Origin of the sequence: Clostridium pacaense, assembly GCF_020709765.2 — a bacterium.
In the GTDB taxonomy this organism is placed as follows: Bacteria; Bacillota; Clostridia; order Lachnospirales; family Lachnospiraceae; genus Enterocloster; species Enterocloster hominis.
The window spans coordinates 41,780-61,666 of the sequence record NZ_JAJFEB020000021.1 but is presented as its reverse complement, the minus strand read 5'-3'; the positions used below and the strand labels follow the sequence as shown (position 1 = coordinate 61,666).

General features: G+C 46.0%; 23 protein-coding genes. 9 read left to right on the top strand and 14 right to left on the bottom strand.

Features of this window, described 5'->3' with window-relative positions; all coding sequences use genetic code 11:
* Genes LK536_RS53450 through LK536_RS53435 form a run of 4 tightly spaced genes read left to right on the top strand, consistent with a single transcriptional unit; the run spans position 1 to position 3,515 of the window.
* Positions 1-756, top strand: a complete 756-nt coding sequence (locus LK536_RS53450; protein ID WP_227796964.1) for an amino acid ABC transporter ATP-binding protein — start codon at positions 1-3, stop codon at positions 754-756.
* 36 nt (positions 757-792) lie between these two features.
* Positions 793-1,674 carry a transporter substrate-binding domain-containing protein gene (locus LK536_RS53445; protein WP_227796965.1) on the top strand — a complete coding sequence of 294 codons (882 nt, stop codon included), beginning with the start codon at positions 793-795 and terminating at the stop codon, positions 1,672-1,674.
* A gap of 2 nt (positions 1,675-1,676) precedes the next feature.
* A complete protein-coding gene (locus tag LK536_RS53440; protein ID WP_227796966.1) occupies positions 1,677-2,306 on the top strand; it encodes a GDSL-type esterase/lipase family protein in 630 nt (209 codons plus the stop codon).
* 12 nt (positions 2,307-2,318) lie between these two features.
* Positions 2,319-3,515, top strand: coding sequence for a trans-sulfuration enzyme family protein (locus tag LK536_RS53435; RefSeq protein ID WP_227796967.1), 1,197 nt, complete (start codon positions 2,319-2,321; stop codon positions 3,513-3,515).
* 251 nt (positions 3,516-3,766) lie between these two features.
* On the opposite strand, the gene LK536_RS53430 is transcribed toward LK536_RS53435, so the two are convergent.
* Both LK536_RS53430 and LK536_RS53425 read right to left on the bottom strand, forming a co-directional pair.
* Positions 3,767-3,964: a hypothetical protein gene (locus LK536_RS53430; protein ID WP_506092235.1), complete on the bottom strand. Its 198-nt coding sequence runs from the start codon at positions 3,962-3,964 to the stop codon at positions 3,767-3,769.
* Between the two features lie 77 nt (positions 3,965-4,041).
* Complete coding sequence (locus LK536_RS53425) at positions 4,042-4,374, bottom strand: TIGR03943 family putative permease subunit (RefSeq protein WP_506092233.1); 333 nt, start codon at positions 4,372-4,374, stop codon at positions 4,042-4,044.
* Between the two features lie 277 nt (positions 4,375-4,651).
* Between LK536_RS53425 and LK536_RS53420 the strand changes: the two genes are divergently transcribed.
* Positions 4,652-5,908: an IS110 family RNA-guided transposase gene (locus LK536_RS53420; RefSeq protein ID WP_227796968.1), complete on the top strand. Its 1,257-nt coding sequence runs from the start codon at positions 4,652-4,654 to the stop codon at positions 5,906-5,908.
* 110 nt (positions 5,909-6,018) lie between these two features.
* On the opposite strand, the gene LK536_RS53415 is transcribed toward LK536_RS53420, so the two are convergent.
* From LK536_RS53415 to LK536_RS53385, 7 genes are read right to left on the bottom strand one after another with little or no spacing between them, the layout of a single operon-like run.
* Positions 6,019-6,786, bottom strand: coding sequence for an MATE family efflux transporter (locus LK536_RS53415; RefSeq protein ID WP_227796969.1), 768 nt, complete (start codon positions 6,784-6,786; stop codon positions 6,019-6,021).
* Positions 6,787-7,326 (bottom strand): MATE family efflux transporter, encoded by a 540-nt coding sequence (locus LK536_RS53410; RefSeq protein ID WP_227796970.1) that lies wholly within the window; start codon positions 7,324-7,326, stop codon positions 6,787-6,789.
* A gap of 4 nt (positions 7,327-7,330) precedes the next feature.
* Entirely contained in the window at positions 7,331-7,885 is a 555-nt protein-coding gene (locus LK536_RS53405; RefSeq protein ID WP_227796971.1) for an ECF transporter S component, read from the bottom strand.
* Between the two features lie 29 nt (positions 7,886-7,914).
* Positions 7,915-9,252 carry an MATE family efflux transporter gene (locus tag LK536_RS53400; protein ID WP_227796972.1) on the bottom strand — a complete coding sequence of 446 codons (1,338 nt, stop codon included), beginning with the start codon at positions 9,250-9,252 and terminating at the stop codon, positions 7,915-7,917.
* Complete coding sequence (gene hisC, locus LK536_RS53395; protein ID WP_227796973.1) at positions 9,249-10,346, bottom strand: histidinol-phosphate transaminase; 1,098 nt, start codon at positions 10,344-10,346, stop codon at positions 9,249-9,251. Before hisC ends, LK536_RS53400 begins: the two co-directional genes overlap by 4 nt.
* 14 nt (positions 10,347-10,360) lie before the next feature.
* A complete protein-coding gene (locus LK536_RS53390; protein ID WP_227796974.1) occupies positions 10,361-11,524 on the bottom strand; it encodes a pyridoxal phosphate-dependent aminotransferase in 1,164 nt (387 codons plus the stop codon).
* Positions 11,521-12,015: an Lrp/AsnC family transcriptional regulator gene (locus tag LK536_RS53385; protein WP_227796975.1), complete on the bottom strand. Its 495-nt coding sequence runs from the start codon at positions 12,013-12,015 to the stop codon at positions 11,521-11,523. Before LK536_RS53385 ends, LK536_RS53390 begins: the two co-directional genes overlap by 4 nt.
* Positions 12,016-12,126: 111 nt before the next feature.
* Between LK536_RS53385 and LK536_RS53380 the strand changes: the two genes are divergently transcribed.
* From LK536_RS53380 to LK536_RS53370, 3 genes are all read left to right on the top strand, one after another.
* Positions 12,127-13,536 carry an aminotransferase-like domain-containing protein gene (locus tag LK536_RS53380; protein ID WP_227796976.1) on the top strand — a complete coding sequence of 470 codons (1,410 nt, stop codon included), beginning with the start codon at positions 12,127-12,129 and terminating at the stop codon, positions 13,534-13,536.
* Between the two features lie 49 nt (positions 13,537-13,585).
* Positions 13,586-14,641, top strand: coding sequence for a pyridoxal phosphate-dependent aminotransferase (locus LK536_RS53375; protein ID WP_227796977.1), 1,056 nt, complete (start codon positions 13,586-13,588; stop codon positions 14,639-14,641).
* 408 nt (positions 14,642-15,049) lie between these two features.
* Complete coding sequence (locus tag LK536_RS53370) at positions 15,050-15,607, top strand: nitroreductase family protein (protein ID WP_227796978.1); 558 nt, start codon at positions 15,050-15,052, stop codon at positions 15,605-15,607.
* A 239-nt stretch (positions 15,608-15,846) separates the two neighbouring features.
* Here LK536_RS53370 and LK536_RS53365 read toward each other — a convergent pair whose 3' ends face one another.
* The 5 genes from LK536_RS53365 to LK536_RS53345 form a co-directional block, all read right to left on the bottom strand.
* Positions 15,847-16,353, bottom strand: coding sequence for a YbhB/YbcL family Raf kinase inhibitor-like protein (locus LK536_RS53365; RefSeq protein ID WP_227796979.1), 507 nt, complete (start codon positions 16,351-16,353; stop codon positions 15,847-15,849).
* A gap of 81 nt (positions 16,354-16,434) precedes the next feature.
* Positions 16,435-16,800 (bottom strand): winged helix-turn-helix transcriptional regulator, encoded by a 366-nt coding sequence (locus LK536_RS53360; RefSeq protein ID WP_227796980.1) that lies wholly within the window; start codon positions 16,798-16,800, stop codon positions 16,435-16,437.
* Between the two features lie 160 nt (positions 16,801-16,960).
* On the bottom strand, positions 16,961-17,473 hold the full coding sequence (locus tag LK536_RS53355) for an antirestriction protein ArdA (RefSeq protein WP_227796981.1): 513 nt from the start codon (positions 17,471-17,473) through the stop codon (positions 16,961-16,963).
* Between the two features lie 99 nt (positions 17,474-17,572).
* Entirely contained in the window at positions 17,573-18,067 is a 495-nt protein-coding gene (locus LK536_RS53350) for a GNAT family N-acetyltransferase (protein WP_506092232.1), read from the bottom strand.
* Between the two features lie 126 nt (positions 18,068-18,193).
* Complete coding sequence (locus tag LK536_RS53345; protein ID WP_227796983.1) at positions 18,194-18,937, bottom strand: SDR family NAD(P)-dependent oxidoreductase; 744 nt, start codon at positions 18,935-18,937, stop codon at positions 18,194-18,196.
* Positions 18,938-19,040: 103 nt separating this feature from the next.
* Between LK536_RS53345 and LK536_RS53340 the strand changes: the two genes are divergently transcribed.
* Positions 19,041-19,871, top strand: coding sequence for a LysR family transcriptional regulator (locus LK536_RS53340; protein WP_227796984.1), 831 nt, complete (start codon positions 19,041-19,043; stop codon positions 19,869-19,871).
* Positions 19,872-19,887: the final 16 nt, after the last annotated feature.

The following is a 19,887-nucleotide window of genomic DNA, read 5'->3' as shown; positions in this document are numbered from 1 at the left end:
ATGTCGGAATCGGTTTTAACCATAGAGCATCTGACAAAACAGTTTGACAATTCTACAGTTCTGAATGATATAAGCCTGCAGATTCGCGAGGGCGAAGTTGTTGTGATTGTCGGCTCCAGCGGCTGCGGAAAGAGTACACTGCTGCGGTGTATCAATGCCCTGGAGGATACCCAGAGCGGTGAGATCCGGCTCCATGGGGAACTCATCTCGAAGCAAAGCAGAAACTTAACCGGGATTCGCCAGAAAATCGGTATGGTGTTCCAGAGCTATGAGCTGTTCCCGCACCTGACCGTGCTGGATAATATCCTGCTGGCACCGACCAAAGTGCAGAAAAGGACAAAGGACGAGGTAAAAAAGGAAGCCCTTGCCCTTCTGTCCCGTGTTGGCCTTGCAGAAAAAGCGAAAAGTTTTCCACGGCAGTTATCCGGCGGACAGAAACAACGGGCTGCGATTGTCCGGGCATTATGTATGCACCCTGAAATCCTGCTGTTTGATGAGGTGACTGCGGCGCTTGACCCGGAGATGGTAAGGGAAGTATTGGAGGTTATCCTAAATCTTGCAGACCAGGGACGGACGATGATAATCGTGACTCATGAAATGCAGTTTGCAAAGGCCGTGGCTGACAGGATCATCTTTCTGGATGATGGAGATATCAAAGAGGAAGGGACACCGGAGCAGTTTTTCGACGCACCGAAAACTGACCGGGCGAAAAAGTTTTTACAGACATTTACCTTTGAGCGGAAAGGTTCAACATGAAATTGATATAGGGCGATGCCCGGAATGGAGATTATTATGAAAAAAATTCGTAAGCTTGTAACCATTGTACTTACTCTGTCGCTGACGCTTTCTCTGGCTGCCTGCGGTTCAGGAGATTCTTCAAATAGCAGCGTGACAGCCGACAGTGAGAAAACCCAGAAGGTTGTTTACCGTACTTTGGATGAAATTAAGGAGAGCGGCACCATTAACATCGGCGTTTTCTCTGACAAGAACCCGTTCGGCTATGTAGATGAAAATGGAGAGTATCAGGGCTATGATGTATACTTCGCCAACCGCATCGGTGAAGATCTCGGTGTGAAAATCAACTATGTATCCACCGAAGCGGCCAACCGCATCGAATATCTGCAGACTGGTAAAGCAGATATCATTCTTGCAAACTTCACAGTAACACCTCAGCGTGCAGAAGAAGTAGATTTCGCGCTTCCATATATGAATGTTGCACTGGGAGTCGTTTCTCCAGACAGCCATGTAATTGAAAGCCTGGATAACTGGAATGCGGAGGATCCGATCATTGTCATTTCCGGCACAACTGCAGAAACCTATCTGATTGAAAACTACCCTGACATCCCGCTGCAGAAGTATGATTCTTACGCAACCGCAAAGAATGCCCTGGAAAATGGGAACGGTGTCGCGTGGGCCAATGACAACACTGAGGTTATTGCCTTTTCATTACAGAACGCCGGCTACACTGTGGGAATTCCATCTCTGGGCAGTCAGGACAGTATTGCACCTGCAGTTTCCAAAGGGAACAGCACGCTTCTGGACTGGCTGAATGAGGAAATCAAATCCCTTGGCGAGGAACAGTTCTTCCACAAAGATTACGAAGCAACACTGGTTGATACCTATGGTTTAGACTACGAAGACAGCCTGGTTGTTGAAGGCGGAAAGACAAAATAACGATGAAGAATATACTGGTCTTTGGCGATTCCAATACCTGGGGACTGATTCCCGGCACTCATGAACGGTATCCATGGGGAGTGCGCTGGACAAGTATCCTGCAGGAAAAAGAACGATGTAATAACACCCGCATAATAGAAGAAGGTCTATGCGGAAGAACCACCATTTTTGAGGATGAACTGCGCCCCGGAAGAAAAGGGCTCGATATGCTTCCTGTCCTGCTGGAAACCCATAATCCCCTGGATGCGGCAATCATCATGCTCGGAACAAATGACTGCAAAATATTGTATCGCGCTCCTGCCCATGTGATTGGAAAAGGGATTGCGCTTTGCCTGGACGAATTGCTAAAAGTAATTCCAGCAGACAGGATTTTATTGGTGTCCCCTCTTCTCCTTGGAGAGAATGTCTGGAAGCCGGAGAAAGATCCGAAATTTGATCAGACTTCCGTGCTGGTTTGCAAACAACTGAAAGAAGAATACAGAAAAATCGCCTCTGCAAAAGGAACGGCCTTCATTGCAGCATCAGACTATGCAGCCGCAAGCAGCATTGATGATGAACATCTGACGGAGGAAGGACACTCGGCACTTGCGGATATTTTGTACAACAAGCTGATAGAAATGAAAGTGATTTAGGAGGCATTTAAAATGGCAAAGAAGGAAAATAAATTCAAGGACTATGATATCACAACCCAGGCCGTCCATACCGGCACGGACTACGATGAGGGAACCGGCGCGGTCCGCCGCCCGCTCCATATGGCAAACAGCTATAAGCTGCCGGATGATCTCTCACAGGTAAACTACTCTTCCACCGACTTATTGATGTATGCCAGAAATGGCAATCCGAATCAGCATTGGCTGGAGGAAAAGATTGCGGCCTTGTATGGCGCAGATGACGCCATTGTTCTGGCAAGCGGCGTAGGCGCGCTTCATGCCCTGTTCTGGACATTGCTGAAATCCGGGGACCGCGTAGTCTACCCGAATGTGAGCTATATGGCCGTCTATCGAATGTTTCATGAACTGTTCAACAAAAAATTCAATGTGGATACAGTTATGGCAGATATGACTGATCTTGAAGCAGTAAAAAAGGCAATCACTCCCGGAACAAGGCTTGTCCATATTGAAACGCCGGATAATCCTACTGTCGGCATAACAGATATAGAAGCCATTGCAAAAATCGCGCATGAAAATGGTGCGCTACTGTCAGTTGATAACACCTTTGCTTCCCCGCTGAATCAACACCCCCTGGAACTGGGAGCCGATTTTGTGGTGGACGCCCTCACGAAATTTATCAACGGTCATGGTGATGCCCAAGGGGGAGCAATCCTTTCCAACAATCTGGAGACGATGGACCGCATCCGCTATGAGGCGCAGGTTAATGTAGGCTCCGTCATCAGCCCATTTAATGCATGGCAGATTTTCCGTGGCTCGGTCACTTTCCCGCTTCGTATGCAGAGAATCAACGATTCTTCCCAGAAAATAGCCGAATGGCTTGAACAGAGAGAAAATATCACATTTGTATCGTATCCGGGTCTGCCCAGTAATCCCGGTCATGAATTGGCAAAAAGACAGATGAAAAACGGTTACGGCGGTGTGATTTCATTCGGTATCAATACAGATGATAAGACGGTGGAACGGTTCTGTGCAAAGCTGAAAGTGATCACTTTTGCAGTATCTCTCGGTCACGATGAAAGTCTGATTTTTCCGCAGCCAAGCTATGATGAGCGTATTGATCTATACCCGAAAAAATTCCGAAAGGGATTTATCCGCTTCAGCGTTGGGCTTGAAGAACCAGGTGACATTATAAGCGACTTAGACCAGGCTCTTCGGGCCGTTGGATTGTAAATATTTTTTCTTGAAGCAAAGTTTTTTACTCTTTTGACTGGGGAGATATTATTGAATATGAAGCACTGTTAATTTTAATATCTCCCCGTATAATGCATGGACGATGAGTTTCATTGGTACAGCTTTATACAGCAATCACAGCTATGTCAGATAGACAGGCCATCGTATTTCCACTTTTTTATGATTGTTTTTTCCCAATAAAATAAAATCCATTTGATTGATGACCGTTCATGGTTGTAAATATTAAATGCTCATATGCCTGCGTATGAAAACCGGAAAGAAGTTTTTTTCCATTGCTCGTCGTGGTGCCGGTACACGGCTCCTTCTGGCAGCTCAAATACTCCATAAATTCCATATTTACCGGCAAATTCCTCATATCGGGACTTATTTCTTTCATCCGAACTGGACATTCCATATTTGCTCAGATATCCATGAGGACGGCCGGTAATCAGGTAGCGGTTTTGCAGCCGGACCGGCGAGGCATCCCTTGGAAGCCTGCTTAAAGCCGCATAGTCCTATTTTGCAATTAAAAATATGGATAAACATATTCTTCTTCAGGCTTCTCGGCCGCCTCAATGCTCTGGGCCTTTAAAATCAGGGACTCTCCGTCTTCACTGATTCCAAATGTACCCGTTACCGTCACCCAGTCGTCATCCTTGAATGTCACTTCACTGTCACTGTCTACCAGAAAGCCGATTGGGCTTAAATCCGCGGCACAACACCACATGGACAGCCGGACCAGGGCAAAATCGCACTTTTTTTGGATGTCCGGATCACGGTAGACAAAGCCTTTCATTACAACGGTATAGCCTTCATACTTTTCATAAAAACTCTCATTCCTTTCGCTTCGCTTAGGCACAAACCAGTTATGAAATAGCAAGTTTGTGCTTCCGCTATTTTATTTTTGATGTTAAACTCGCCTCAGACAGATACACTACGGAGCACGGAGGAGGAAGTAGAATCGTTTCCTCCATTTGGGATCAAGTCCGCATAAAAACATGTGTCGGCTGTCTTTTCAAGCACAAACCAGTGACGCCTTGAGCTCGCAACCTAATCATTGTCAAAGCAATTCCTTAGGTCTTTCTTTGCTGGTCAGCCAGTCAATGTCTGTCTATTTTATTCAGGAGGGCTGTTTTATGTTATCTATCAAACACTTTGTCTGCTGTGGCATGGACGTTCACAAAAAATTTGTGGTCGCTACCATTGCTCTAACGGACTACAGAGGCGTTACATCTTATGTCAAAAAGCGCTTCGCCACTTTCAACTCTGACCTTAAAGCTTTAGAAAAATGGCTTCTTTCTTTCAACTGCACTGAGGTCTGTCTCGAATCCACTGGTAAATACTGGATTCCAATTTTTAATATCCTGGAGGGTTCCTGCCACGTTGTCGTTGCCAACCCCAAGTATGTCAGGGCTATCAAAGGACAAAAAACCGATGACAAAGACTCCGCATGGATTGCTGACCTGTTTAAGTTTGATATTGTTCCTTCCAGCTATATCCCTTGTAAGGAAATCCGTATGCTTCGGGAATTGTTCCGATACCGCCAGAAACTGATTGGCCACCGCAGCAGTGAGAAAAACCGGTTACAAAATGCACTTACGGTTTCCAACATTGCACTTGCCTCCGTCCTCTCAGATACTTTCGGAAAATCAGCGACCGCCATCGTTGACTATATCCTGACCTGCGAGGTATTTGATCCGGAATACTGTAAATCCCTGTTTCTTAAAAAAGCAAAGGACAAGGCTGATGATGTTGTAAGCTCCATAATCGGTTATGAACTGCGCCGTGACCAATCCGTTAAGATTAAGGTCTGCAGAAAGCATTTCGATGAAATCAATGAGTGCGTCTCCACTCTTGAAGAAACGATTTCCGACCTGGCTAAACCTTACCATAATTTTATCGAATTGGCTACTACAATTCCTGGCATTACAGAGCAGTCTGCAACCTTTATCATCGCTGAAATCGGGGTGGACATGGCGGTATTCAAATCCTCAAAGCGTTTATGCTCATGGGCTGGGCTGACTCCTGAGAATAACGAGAGCGCCGGTAAAAAGAAAAGCGTTCATGTTTCAAGAGCCGGGGTCTACTTAAAGCCTTTGCTGGTTCAATGTGCAAATGCTGCCATCAAAAGTAACAATCCTTACTTCAAATACAAATATGACCGTATTAAAAAACGTCGTGGTCACAAACGAGCAATCATCGCCATTGCACGCATGGTGCTGACCTGCATTTACCACATGTTCCAAAAGCAGGAAGTATTTAATCCTGCTGATATGGATTATTCAGCTATTCCTGAAGAAATGTACCAGAAATTTCAGGAACAGTATGACAGAAATGCAATCAAACGTTTAGAGAAACGAGGCTATATAATCACACCTCCTGCTATGGCCTGATACCCTTTGTTCCATAGTTCCTTTTTGGCGGCAATTTACTGGTGCTTTTGTTAAGTTACGGCTTTTTTAATTTTTTTCTTTCAACCTAAACACCTCCTGGTTTTGAGATTTTAAGGACGCCACTTTCCAGCCAGATATCGTTTTGTAAGGCTTATGGTACTCACCACAAAGCTCAGCGGCCTGCACAGCAGAACCCCCACAAAGCCAAAATACTGCGCCAATACAAAAGCTGAAATTGTGCGGAAACAGAGTTCCAGCAGCGTATTGAACAGCGGATAAGCAATCTCCCCAGCTCCACGCAGAAAATTTGTCAGCAGATAGAGGCTTACGCACAGGGGAAACGTCAGGGAGATAATACGCAGGTACTGGACCCCTATCGGTATGACTGCCGTTTCATTTCCCACCACCAGAAGCATGAGTAACGGCGAGGCGAACCAAAGAATAACAATGGTAAGCGCGGTAAACACCGCCGCAATCTTAAAGCTGTCCTTTAGCCCTTGCCGGGTGCGCCCATATTCTCCGGCCCCTACATTCTGCCCGACGTATACACTCAACGCCACGCCTAAATTCACAGCAGGGATTGTCAGGATACTTTCGATTTTATAAGCCGACGTATAGGCCGATATTTCATTTACGCCAAAGGTATTGATAATGCCCTGTATAAAAAACATACTGATGGCGGAAGCTCCGTTCTGGACGATCCCCGTGATACTAAGCTGTAATATCTGAAAAACCCGTTCCGTGTTTGGGACGGCCCTTAGAACGGGGCGTTCCTGCCGATACAGATACAGGACGGTCAGGGAAGCAGCCAGAGCCTGTGAAAGAACAGTCGCTGACGCGGCCCCGGCAATTCCCCAGCCGAAGCAGGCTACAAACAACTAGTCGAGCAGGATATTAAGGACGCAGGACAAACCGATACACTTAATCGGTGTTCTGGAATCCCCTTTTGCCTTGAGCAGAGCCGAATAAAAATTGTAGATTGCCAGAAACGGAATCCCAGCCGCTGCAATCCGTAAATGAAGGGCCGCTGAACCAATGATTTCCGCAGGAATCCGCATAGCGGTAAAAATCCAATCGGCCAGCGCAAAAAACAGCACGGCCAGCCCCACGCCTACGGCCACAATCAACATTTGTACGGAACCGTAACAGTTCTGAATCTGCTCTTTATCCTTGGAACCATATAGCTGTGCGGTAAGGATAGAAATGCCGGAGGCAATCCCTAAAATGATACTGTTGATGATAAGCGTCGGAACATAGGAATTTCCCACAGCCGCCAGCGCGTATTTCCCCAGCACATGCCCGACAATGGCCGTATCAAAAATATTGTAAAGGTTTTGTATGACACTCCCCGCCAGCAGCGGTAGGGAGAATTTTAACAGTGTGTCCAGGGGCTTCCCCGAAGTCATATCTAGTTCCATAGGCTTACTGCAAATATTTTCTTATGGCAGGCCGCAGGGCAATCCCCAGCGGAACAGCCACGACAACCGATATAACCGCGTTGACGCTGGACACAACGGCTTTCTGTGTGAGAGTTATCATCACGGCCTCCAACGGCAGGCCCAAAACAAAACGGTGTTCAATATAACTCTTGGAGAGGTATAGAAGAACATAAGCAAACGCGCCCAATACGGAACCAATGATATACCGTTTGTGTGAGCTTAACCCGCTTTTTTTACGAAATGCAAACATACCGCAAATCCATGCCATAAGAAACTTGAAGGCAAAGGTGAACGGCGCAGACGTGATATAGGCCGGATTCGTCAGGTCAAAGAACATGGAGCCGGTCCCCGCCGCAAGTCCGCCCTGTATCGGCCCTAAGAGCAGGCCGGACAGCAGGCACATGACATTTCCCATGTGCAGGCGCGTGTTATCAATGGCGGTGGGAATTGGTATTTGCAGAAACGCGGAAGCCACATAGACCGCCGCAGCCATAACGCCAACCATAGCAATTTGTTTCAATGTGATTCTCTTTTCCATTTCGGAACCTCCATTTGTATATAATCTTATCATTCCGTTTGAGCTGCCGCCTGCTTCCTTGCAATATGCCTGAAATACAGGAACCGGATCAGCAGGCCGCCGATCCAGCCCACGGGGGCGGCAATCCAGATACCGCGATAGGCTAACGCTGTGCCGGACAACACAATCGCCGTGGGAACCTGTAACAGACAAAGGGAGCCAATCGAAGCAATCATAGGAACCAGCGCTTTGCCATAGCCCAGCAGCAAGCCGTTCAATATCTGCATAGCTGCAAAAATCAGGTAAAATACAGAAACCGTCCGCAGGTAGCCGTTCCCGATCTGGACAACACCGGGATCGCGGTTGAACAGGGATATGAAGATGGACGGGAACAGACAAATCACAACAGAAATAAGGACGGAAATGCTGATTCCCATAACCAGCGCCGATTTACCGCCTTTAATTACCCGGTCAATCTTACCGGCCCCGTAATTCTGCGCGGTGAAATTCGTCATGGCCTGCCCCAGATTCAGAGCGGGCATTTCCGCAAAGGAATCCACCTTAGAGGCTGCGGCATACGCGGCCATACAGTCCGTTCCAAAGCCATTGATTAAAAACTGTATGGACATAAAGCCAACGCTTACAAATACCTGCTGCAGCATGGCGGGTGTCCCGATTACCAAACTTTTTTTGAGTTCGCGGCGGTCTAACTGTAAATCCCAAAGGCGGATAAACAAATCAGGATAGCGCCGCCGCATGTAGAGCATACAGGTAATGAATGAAAACGTCTGTGCGGCCACGGTTGCAATCGCGGCCCCGGCCACGCCCCATTTCAGGGCGGTAATAAAGAAAATATCCAGCACGATATTGATAAGCGTTGCCGCAATCAAAATATATGTCGGCGTTTTGGAATCCCCGACCCCTCTTAGGATATTCGTCAGGGAATTGTATGCGAACGTGGGAACCACGCCGATAAATATAATTTTTAAGTAAGTATCTGCAATCGTCAGCAGATTTTCAGGAACCCGGAACAGCACCAATATCTGATAGGAGAAGCAGGCTCCGGCAACCGCTATGATTAGAGATAGCACCGCCGAAAACAGGAATCCGGTATCAACCACCTTTTTCACCTGCCGCATATCTCTGGCCCCAAAGTAACGGGAGATTAGGACGCTTGCTCCCAGTGAAATTCCCGTGGACAGTGCAATCAGCAGAAAATTAATCTGATAGCTGAACCCCACCGCGGCAAGGCTTTCTTTCCCTAAAAAGTTTCCGACAATCACGCTGTCGGCCACGTTATAAAGCTGCTGAAACAAGTTCCCCACCAGTATTGGCAGGGAAAAGTAAAAAATGGTTTTCAGCTCGCTTCCCTGTGTTAAATCTTTCATCGGCATTCTCCTGTATTTCCGTGTAAGTCACTATGTTGTTTTAAAATTCTCTTTAACTGTATGATCAGGCAGTCCATTTCCCGATCCGTCCCTATCGCAACACGGAGATAATCAGAAATCCGCTCCGGCTTGGAAAAGTGGCGTACATAAATTCCAGCGGCCCGCAGATTTTCATAAATCACATCGGCCTTTATGACAGGGTGTGTTATGAACAGGAAATTGCTCTTGGAATCCTGAAAGCGAAATCCCAACTGTTTCAACTCCTGTTTCATGCGCTCTCTGGTTGCGATAATCAAGGCATTTGTCTGTTCAAAGTATGCTCTGTCCCGGACTGCCGCAGCGCCGAGTATCTGCGTCAGGCGGTTCATGGTATAAGAATTGAATGAGTTCCTGACATCATTCAGATACTTTATAAGCAGCGGGCTTCCGAACGCATAGCCGACACGCAGGCCAGCAAGGGCGCGGGATTTTGAAAAGGTCTGGATAATCAACAGGTTATCGTATTTGTCTAACAACGGAAACGCAGATATGCCGCCGAAATCTATATAGGCTTCGTCCACGATTACCACCACGTCCTGATTGTGCCGTATGATATCCTCTATCTCCGATAGCCCCATCAATATGCCGGTAGGGGAGTTGGGATTGGGAAAAATCACGCCTCCATTTTCCCGGAAATAATCGTCTTTTCTAATCTGAAATTCACCATCTAACGGTATCTGCAGGAATGGTATCTGAAACAGACGCGCCCACACGTCATAAAAGGAATAAGTAATATCCGGGAACAACACCGGTTTCCTGGAATTGAAAAAGGTCAGGAATGACACGGCCAGCACATCGTCAGAGCCTACGCCGACAAATACCCGGCTTCGGTCTATTCCATAAAAATCCGCAAGGGCTTCCACCAGTATTCCAGAATCCGGATCGGGATATAGACGGAGTTCCCCTGTCTGGAATTGTTCCATTGCTTCACCTACGCGGGGAGAGGGCGGGTATGGATTTTCGTTCGTGTTTAGCTTGATGATGTCCGCGTGGCGTGGCTGCTCGCCCGGTATATAGGGAAGCACCCTGCGAATGTTCTTTTCCCATAGCTTCATAAGCTGCCGCCTTTCTATGCCCTGTGACGGGACAGGAAACAGGAAATCCGGATAATGGCTTCTTTTAAGTCTGGCAGGGAAGCGGCATAGGAAATCCGTACAAAGCCCTCCCCACAGTCACCGAACGAATCTCCGGGGACAACGGCCACTTTTTCCTCTTTCAGTAGCTTCAACGCAAATTCCCCGCTGGACAGACCAAATCCCCGGATATTGGGGAACATATAAAATGCTCCCTGTGGTTCAAAGCAGGGCAGGCCCAGACGCCTAAGCTCATGGTAGAGAAATTTTCTTCTCTGATCATAGGATTCACGCATGGCCTCTATATCCTCGTCCCCCTGTTCCATCGCTTCGATGGCCGCATACTGGCTGATGGTGGGCGCGCACATTACCGCAAACTGATGGATTTTTACCATCTGCTCAATAATCTCTTTATTTCCCAGCGCATACCCCAGCCGCCAGCCGGTCATGGCAAAGCTCTTGGAAAAACCATTGATGATCACGGTTCGTTCTTCCATGCCGGGCAGTCCTGCGATACTGCAATGTTTCACACCATAGATAAGCCCGCCGTATATTTCATCGGACAGGATAATCAAATCATGTTTCTGAATGATGGGCAACAGAGCTTCCAAATCCTCTTTTTCCATCACGGCGCCGGTTGGATTGTTGGGGTATGACAGGATCAGCACCTTGCTTTTGGGAGTAACCGCCGCTTCCAACTGCTCCGGCTTCAGACGGAATCTGTTTTCTTCCGTAAGCCGGATTGGGACAGGAACACCATCGGCCAATTTGATACATGGATTGTATGATACAAAACCGGGTTCGAGATAAATCACTTCATCACCGGCATTAAGCAGCGCCCGCAGAGCAAGATCAATCGCCTCGCTGCCGCCAACGGTCACAATAATCTGATTTTCAGGATTATAGGTAATTCCTGTTTTTCGCTGTGTATAACCACTGATTGCTTTTCTAAGCTCCTGCAGCCCGGCATTGGACGTGTAAAAGGTCTTGCCGGACTGCAACGCCTGGATACCGGCCTCGCGGATATGCCACGGCGTATCAAAATCCGGTTCCCCAACACCCAGCGAAATCACATCGGGAATTTCATTCGCCATATCAAAAAAAGCCCGTATGCCGGAAGATTTCAGGTTCAATACTTTTTGTGACAGCTTTTCCCTCATGGTGTCACCACCATTCTTCCGTCCGTCTGCTTTACCTCAAAGCTCACACCCAGCTCTTTATATTTCGTCAGTGTGAAATGGGTTGTGGTACTCTGCACTTCCTCAATGGAGGCCAGCTTCCCCGATACGAAAAGGGATATTTCTTTCAAGGTTTTTCCCCTTACCATGACAAGAAAATCATAGGCCCCGGACATTAAGTACAGCGTCACCACCTGCGGATAGCCGTTGATTTTTTCAGCCAGCTTTTGGTAGCCCTCACCGCCCTGGGGCGTAACACGCAGTTCCACTAAGGCTGTCACATCATCGTCATTGATTTTGTTCCAGTCAATCAGTGTATGGTAGCCGCAGATCACATGCGCTTTTTCCAAACTAGCTATTTCCCTGTGGACTTCTTCTTTTGGAATTTCCAGCATAATTGCAATTTCATGTTCCGTAAGTTTACTGTTGTTCTCCAATAGATAAAGAAGCTGTTCCCTGATTGCTTTTTCCATGTACTTACCTCCTGTACTGCATATAATCATAACAATTATAACAGTAGCATTGACTTTGTACGGTTTCAAGAATAGAATTGTATGCAAGACAATGTTTTAAGGAGGTGCGACATGCCTGTAAACTCATTTGAAGATTATCCGCTGACATGGAAGCCGAGCAAGGCCCTGTTAAAGTTTCCGATGTATATTTCCCTTTCGGAGCTTTTGGAACAGGACATATTGAGCGGGAGGCTTCCGCCCAACACAAAGCTGCCGCCGCAGCGGGAATTAGCGGATTTTCTGGACGTGAATTTAAGTACCATTACCCGCGCCTTTAAGCTGTGTGAAACAAAAGGGTTAATTTATGCGGCGGTCGGGAGCGGGACGTATGTTTCTCCCAATGCGGCTCTGCCGAGTCCAGATACGCAGGAGGAAGCGGAGTATATAGACCTTGGCGCCATCAAGCCCTATTATCAGTTCAATTCCATTGTGGCCGATACCGCACGGGCAATCCTGCAAGGCCCGAAGTCGGATAAGCTGTTTGAGTTCAGTTTTACCCTTGGGACACATCATCATAAACAGATTGCGCAGAAATGGCTTACAGAATTTCAGATTACCGCCGCTATGGAGGATATTATCTTAACTTCCGGGACACAGAACGCGCTGGCGATTGCACTTCTCTCCCTGTTTCGGGCCGGGGATAAAATTGCAACCGACACTTATACTTATTCCAATTTCATAACCCTTGCAAAGCAGCTTAATATCCAATTGATACCGATTGAAGCCGACGGACAGGGTATGCTGCCAGACGCGCTTGAAAAACAAAGGAAGCTGCATGAGATAAAAGGAATTTATTTAATGCCATCATGTACCAACCCCACAGGGATCACAATGCCGTTAGAGCGCCGGAAAGCAATCAGCCAGATTATCAGCAGTCAGGATATGGTTCTGATTGAAGATGATACCTACGGTTTTATTGCGGACGATCAGGTTTCCCCTATGGCTGCGATGATACCGGCGCACACCATTTATCTGCACGGAATTTCAAAATCCCTGTCCGCCGGACTGCGGATTGCTTATCTGGTGTTCCCGCACCGGTTTCAGAAAACCTTTTTGAATACAGCCAATAATATCAACCTGAAAATCCCGCTGCTCAATGCAGAGATAGCAAGTGAGCTGATTGCGGGCGGGGCCGCAAGGGAGATCATCAACAAGAAATGTATGCTGTCAGAGGAACGCAACCGCCTGTACGCCAGATACTTCCCCGATCAGCCGCCAGTGAATCCGTACAGCTTCTTTCAGTGGCTTCCTCTCCCCGCAGGCTGCAACGGCTATAATTTTGAAGTCCAGGCAAGAAACCACGGCGTTAAGGTATTGTGTTCAGACCGGTTCGCGGTGGGGAATACCTCACAGTTTTCTGCCATCCGGCTGGCTACCTGTTCCCCCCGGACCATGACAGAGCTGGAAAGCGGCATGCAGATCATTCAAACGCTTATAAAGGAAAACCAGACGGTTATTCAACGGGAGGAATTTATCATTTAACCAGTAAACCGTATTTCTCTTATAGAAAAATAAAGACAGGAAGTGTACGATGAAGCAAGAAGAAAATTCATGGTTTTCTATTACTGAACATATAGATAACAATTATCTCGATTTCTCAGTGAATACAAATGCATTGGGCATACCAGACACCATCCGCCAAAATATATCAAACGTAATTAATGCTGTTGGTTTCTACCCGGATTCCGATTGCAGTACACTGTCTGCCGCTTTGGCAGAAAAATATAAAATATCCTCTAACTGCCTTCTTTGTGGAAATGGGGCGGATGAGTTACTTTATCGCCTGGTCTTTGCCCTGAACCCCCATAAGGCACTTATTATAGAACCCACTTTTGAGGAGTACAGCCGCGCACTGGAGTTAATCGGCTGCAGCGTGTACCATTACCAATTAAGTCCTATCAATCAATTTAAGCTGGACCAAAATGTTTTGTCAGTAATAACCAACGATTTGGATATCCTGTTCCTTTGCAATCCGAATAATCCTACTGGTAATCTTGTCTGTGAACCGCTTATGGGGGAAATTATCGAAAAATGCTGGAAAGAAAATATACTTCTGGTTATAGATGAATGTTTTTTAGAGTTCGTGCGGGAATGGGAGCAATATACCCTAAAACAAAAGGCAGCACTGTCCTCGAATATTATTGTGATTGATGCTTTCACTAAAACTTATTCTTTAGCAGGATTCCGGCTTGGATTTTGTATTTCCGGTAATCATGCATTACTTGAAAAAATGAAAACACAGGGACAGAGTTACAGTGTTTCAGTTCCGGCTCAATTCGCAGGGTTATGTGCGCTTATGGATAAATGCTATATGCAAAAGACTTATAGGTTTTTGTCCGATGAACGAGATTGGCTGTTTTCACGATTGCTTGCACTGGACATTACCGTATGGCCATCCTATGGAAATTACCTGCTATTTCGGTCAACCTATAAAAACTTACGAAAAAGACTTTTAGATAGGGGAATCAAAACGCGGGACTGCTCATGCTTCTATGGCTTAGGGTCAGAATATTGCCGCATAGCCGTCAGGACACATGAGGAAAATGAAAGATTTATCGAGGCATTACATGCAATCCTAAATCAATAAAACTACTTTTACCAGTAAAATCCTGTCCCCTATATGCAAAAAGCCAGGGCATGAGACCAGTCTATTGGCTCCCATGCCCCTGCTGATATTTATATTTTGTCATATATGCCTCTTAACGTATTCTAGGCTAAAATATGCCCTTCCATCCTGTGATGCAGATCATTTAAGTAAAATACCTTTTGCAAAATCTATAATTACAGGTCTATATTTTCATTTCCAGTCTCATACATTTTATATAGAATGGTTGCTGAAATAGATGACAATATGGCGGATATGTTTGGAAATGAAATCTGGCCTCATATTCAATCTGGTATTTTCGAGGCACTAAACGGTTTAATCAATTTATAGTAAAGAGTGCCGGGAAGGGTTACGGCACCCGGCATTCTTCCATTCAGGAGGATAGCAGAGATGGATATATTTGATACAATTATAAAAAGAGGCTCAATCCGTCGGTTTTGTCCAGAACAAATAAAGACTGATGAGTTGAATAAAATATTGGAAGCAGGTGAAATGGCTCCGATTGCTTCTAAAAATTACGACAGCATGATGATTACAGTAATTCAGGATACAACGCTGCTTAGAAAAATTGGTAAGACAGTAGGCATTTATCTGGGAAAATCTTTCATAGATCCTTTATATAAAGCCCCTGCCTGCGTAATAATCTCAGGAAAAGAGTATCAACCTTTTCAATTAGGTGAAGGCAATAAAATACCGCAGCTAAATTTAGAGTACATTAATGCTGGCTGTATAATCGAGAATATGACTTTAGTTGCTACTGATATGGGGATTGGCAGTGTTTGTATCACGGGGGCTTTATACGCATTCACGTTAGATAACAATTTGTTAGAGCAGCTAAACTTGCCAGATAACTTTCGGCCATTAGCAGGCATGGTACTTGGTTATCCACAGAAGCCTCTGCCTAACAGGAGAAAGCGGAAATGGAAAATACCTGTTCAATATCATTAGATAGTGCAACTTATGAAATATTGCTCATGTGCTAAACTGCAGCGCCTCCGAAAAAGTGCCCGCTGTCTATGCATTTAGGACATTAACAGTATCCGAAAATTAAGGACTTTTAGAGACAGTCAGCGGACGGAAGAATGATGAAATATCGCAGGAACACGGAAGTCTAAATGCGTAGAAAAAGAATAAAACAATCGGGGCAGGGAAGCTTTGTTTAGCGGCTTCCATGTCCCGATTATTGTTTACATCTTGTCGTATATACCCTTTAATGTATACTGATCTAAAATATGCCCTTCCATCTTGTGATACAGCTCATTTAAGTAAAATCCCGTCTGCAGATTCAACAGGCCATCCAGTGCAAAAACATGCAGCTCATAAGTATGCGCCTGATCGGGTGGTGTCATCCCTCCATAGAAGCTGGACAGTTCCCTGCTTTGCTGGCTGCCCTGGATACTCGTCCAGCTATTGCAGCCCTGGATAAAGTCACTGGCCGTCTGGCTCTCATTACCTTGTAGCTCATTGCGCGTGATGTTCGCGGCCAGCCAGTGAACCCATACAAATCCACCCGTAACCGGATAAGAGTCTTTGTCTTCCAGGAGGACCGCAAAAGAAACGGTCCCCTCTGGAGCCTCCTCAATTTTAAATGGCAGGGAATACGTTGGAATCCCGTTTTCATTAAACTGGGTCCCGCGCCCTCCATATTGGTCCTGGATCTTTCCGCCGATGATTCCTGTACTCGTCACAATCATAATTCCACCTCCATGCGATTTATTCTATACCATCATAACCACATGAATTCCCAGAGTAAATTACCCACTTTTTCGTAGGTATTATTCCGGGACAACTCCCTTTTCAATCAGCAGGGCCTCTTTTCCCTGTGCTTTCAGATATTCAATCCCGATATGCTGCATGATTTTCAGCGCCTGCAAAAGCTCCCGCCCCTGTCCTTCCGTTAAGGAATACTCTACATGCAACGGATAGCCCTCGAAGGATTTCTTCTCTACAAAACCGTAGTCTATCAGCTCCTTTAGCTGCTCCAGCAGCATCTTCTGTGTAATCCCATCAATATCCTTTTCCAGCTTGGCAAGAGAGGTCGGTCCCAGGCGCAGCCACCATATAATGATTGGCTTCCATTTGCCTTTTATCATATCATGTACCAGTTCCAGGGGGCATGTAAATTCTTCCCGCATTTTCATATTGCCATCACATCCTTTGCCCCCTATCTTACCTCAAATTCTATTTTTTCTCAATGCCATTGGTGACTTTGTAAATCAGATCAGCATCCCATTATTAGGGCTTTACTACGGCACGGATGCAATAAAATGCGCCCTTTACATTGACAGAAAACAGCTTCTCTCAAACCTCATCCGTAACACCCTCCAAGTCGTCCGAATCTAACTGGTGCGGGTCAATCCCTCCTTTCCATTCCTCCGGCATTCGGATCATGCCGGATTTATGCAGGTAGTAGTCGCCCAACGCGGACAGGGTTTCTATGTCCGACATATAGACAAAGTAATCCATATTATCCAGATAGTCAATGATCTGTCCGATACTGTCAAATTCTTCGATTGGCCTTGTCAGGGCGTCGTTCAGCTCTGCAATCCCGGCGGCGTCTAACGGTTCCAGCCGGGCGGCTAGAAAATTCAATTCGTCCACGTCGGCAGCAAGCACCATACCATAGGGCAGGGCAAGCGGCTTTTCCTCCGGGGAGGAATACCCGTTGATAAAAAAGTCCTGCGGGTTGTGGTTGGCAAGTCCAGCCTGCCACATGGCTCCCTGTAAATTTTCAGAGATGGTAGGAAGCTCTATCCACTCGCCCTGTTCAAAGAAATTGCGGTTATGGATTTGGATAGAAAATACTTCGCTCATGTATTGGCTCCTTTCCTAAAAATGAGTAAAAATAGAGGCAATCACATTTTCTGATTACCTCTATACTTCTCGCTCTTCCAATTTTTAAAAATCAATCATTTACAACAGTAACTTATTCAATCGAATCCCATAAGTCAGATATGGCTCGCCTAAGTATTCCTCTTTTTCTATTACATATCCGTGCTTCTGATAAAACGAAATAGCGTGAATGTTATCCCGAAAGGCCCATATTACAATTTCATGAAAAGCGGATTCTTCAGCCTGCTGCTCTGCAAAAGATAAAAGGCTGTTACCGATTCCTTTGCCCTGTGCCTCTTTAGAAACATAGATACGCCACACCTCAAAGGCTCCTGCCTTATCCATATCTGCGGTTTTGCCGACAGATAGTAGTGCAAGGATTTTCCCATCTTCTTCCCAAACATATTCCGACAATCTGCTGGATATAAAATCGGATTTCAGTTGATTGCTTCTTTCTAAACAACCCCGTTCTGTTAATAGTTCGGGATTCACATAGTCGGCATATACTGTTTTCCAGTCACTATTCACTATGTTACATACGTCCTCTATATCCTTGCTTTGCAAATGACGTATCACTATATTCGCCTCCACACTTTATTTTCGAGTTTATCATACCATAAAGATTTAAAAATGAACAGAGGGCGCTGCAAATAGAGGGTTTGGGAAACTTCCAACAAGCAAAATCATTAACAGCATTGTAAATCAGATCAGCATCCCATTATTAGGGCTTATGATCTGTCCTGTCATGGAATCCTGGGCCAGAACCGCACAGATTAATTCCGCAATGTCTTCCGCTGTTGAAATCCGCTGTAACGGGAGATTGCCGCTGAGCCGGTACATTTTTTCTTCCTCACCGGACCACCATCTTGTGGAAATAGCCGCCGGCGCTATGCAGTTTACCCGGATATCAGGCGCCAGGGCGCGGGCCAGCGATTTCGTCAGGCAATGGACAGCAGCTTTTGAAGCAGCATATGGCAGCGAGGATCCGGAGCCTGTTATACCGGCAATACTCCCCATATTAAGAATCGAACACCCTGTCTGTGTTTTCATGAATGGGACCACGGCACGGGTGCAATAAAATGCGCCCTTTACATTGACAGAAAACAGTTTCTCCCACATCGCATCCGTAACGCCCTCTAAGTCAGCCAAATCCAGCTGTTCTGTTATACCGGCGTTATTAACCAGGTAGTGAACTCCTCCAAATTGATTCTGCACCTCCAAAATCATTTTACGAACCTCTGAATCTTTAGAAATATCCGCTCTGATTGCAGTCGCATTACCTCCGTTCTTTACTATCATCTGAACTGTTTCCTGCGCCTCCTCATGGGAGTGAGCGTAATTAACGATGACAGAAGCCCCATATTCCGCCAATTTCATGCATGCGGCCCGTCCAACTCCCGTTCCGCCTCCGGTGACAAGGGCCACTTTATTTTTGAATGTTATCATAGAATGCCTCCTTTTCTTTTGGATTTATTATACTTTCTGATTCAGATATTGTATAATAACCGGTAATGATACATGCAATCACACAGAATGATAGGTGGGTAAATTGGAAAGTCTTGAATTAAGGATTTTTAAAGAAGTCGCATATACAGGCTCTATCACCGGAGCTGCTGCAAATTTAAACTATGTGCAATCAAATGTGACAGCCCATATAAAAAGGCTGGAAGAGGAACTGGGAACCACGCTATTTGTGCGTCATGGAAAAGGGGTAACTCTGACAGAAGATGGAAAAAAATTATTGTACTATGCCGATGCAGTCCTGGAACTGCTGGAACGTGCAGTTTCCGAGTTCAGGGTGGATTCCCCAAAACTGAAAATCGGAACCACCCAGACGCTGGCCGCCACCCGATTACCCCAGTGGATCGCTGATTATCAAAAACAACACCCTGATGTGGCCTGCTCATGCGTTACGGATCGGCAGGACCATCTTATTTCTTTACTGGAAAAGGGGGAAGCCGATTGTGTCTTTGTAGAACCTCAGTATTTTAAGCCACACTTAAAATCCATCTATTCATTTAAAGAAATGATAAGCATCCTTGCGCCGGCCGGCAGCATGCTGGAAGACATATGCAGGTACCCTCTTATTGTAAACACGCTAGAAACCTGTCCCTATAGAAGAATGCTCCAAAACTGGGTGTTTTCCCAAATACATTCCATTCCTGCTCTAATCGAACTCGATACCGTAGAGGCAATATCCCATGCAGTCGCTCTGGGAACCGGTATCTCCCTCCTTCCCACAGCCGTAACTGCCGGGAATCGTAAATTAAGCACATTTCAGGTGCCTGGGATTGATGAACTGACAATCCATATGGTGACAACCTGCAATTCACAGAAAAAAGAAGTCTATCAATTCAGAGATGTAATTATCCAGCCTTGAATGATGAATGATGGGA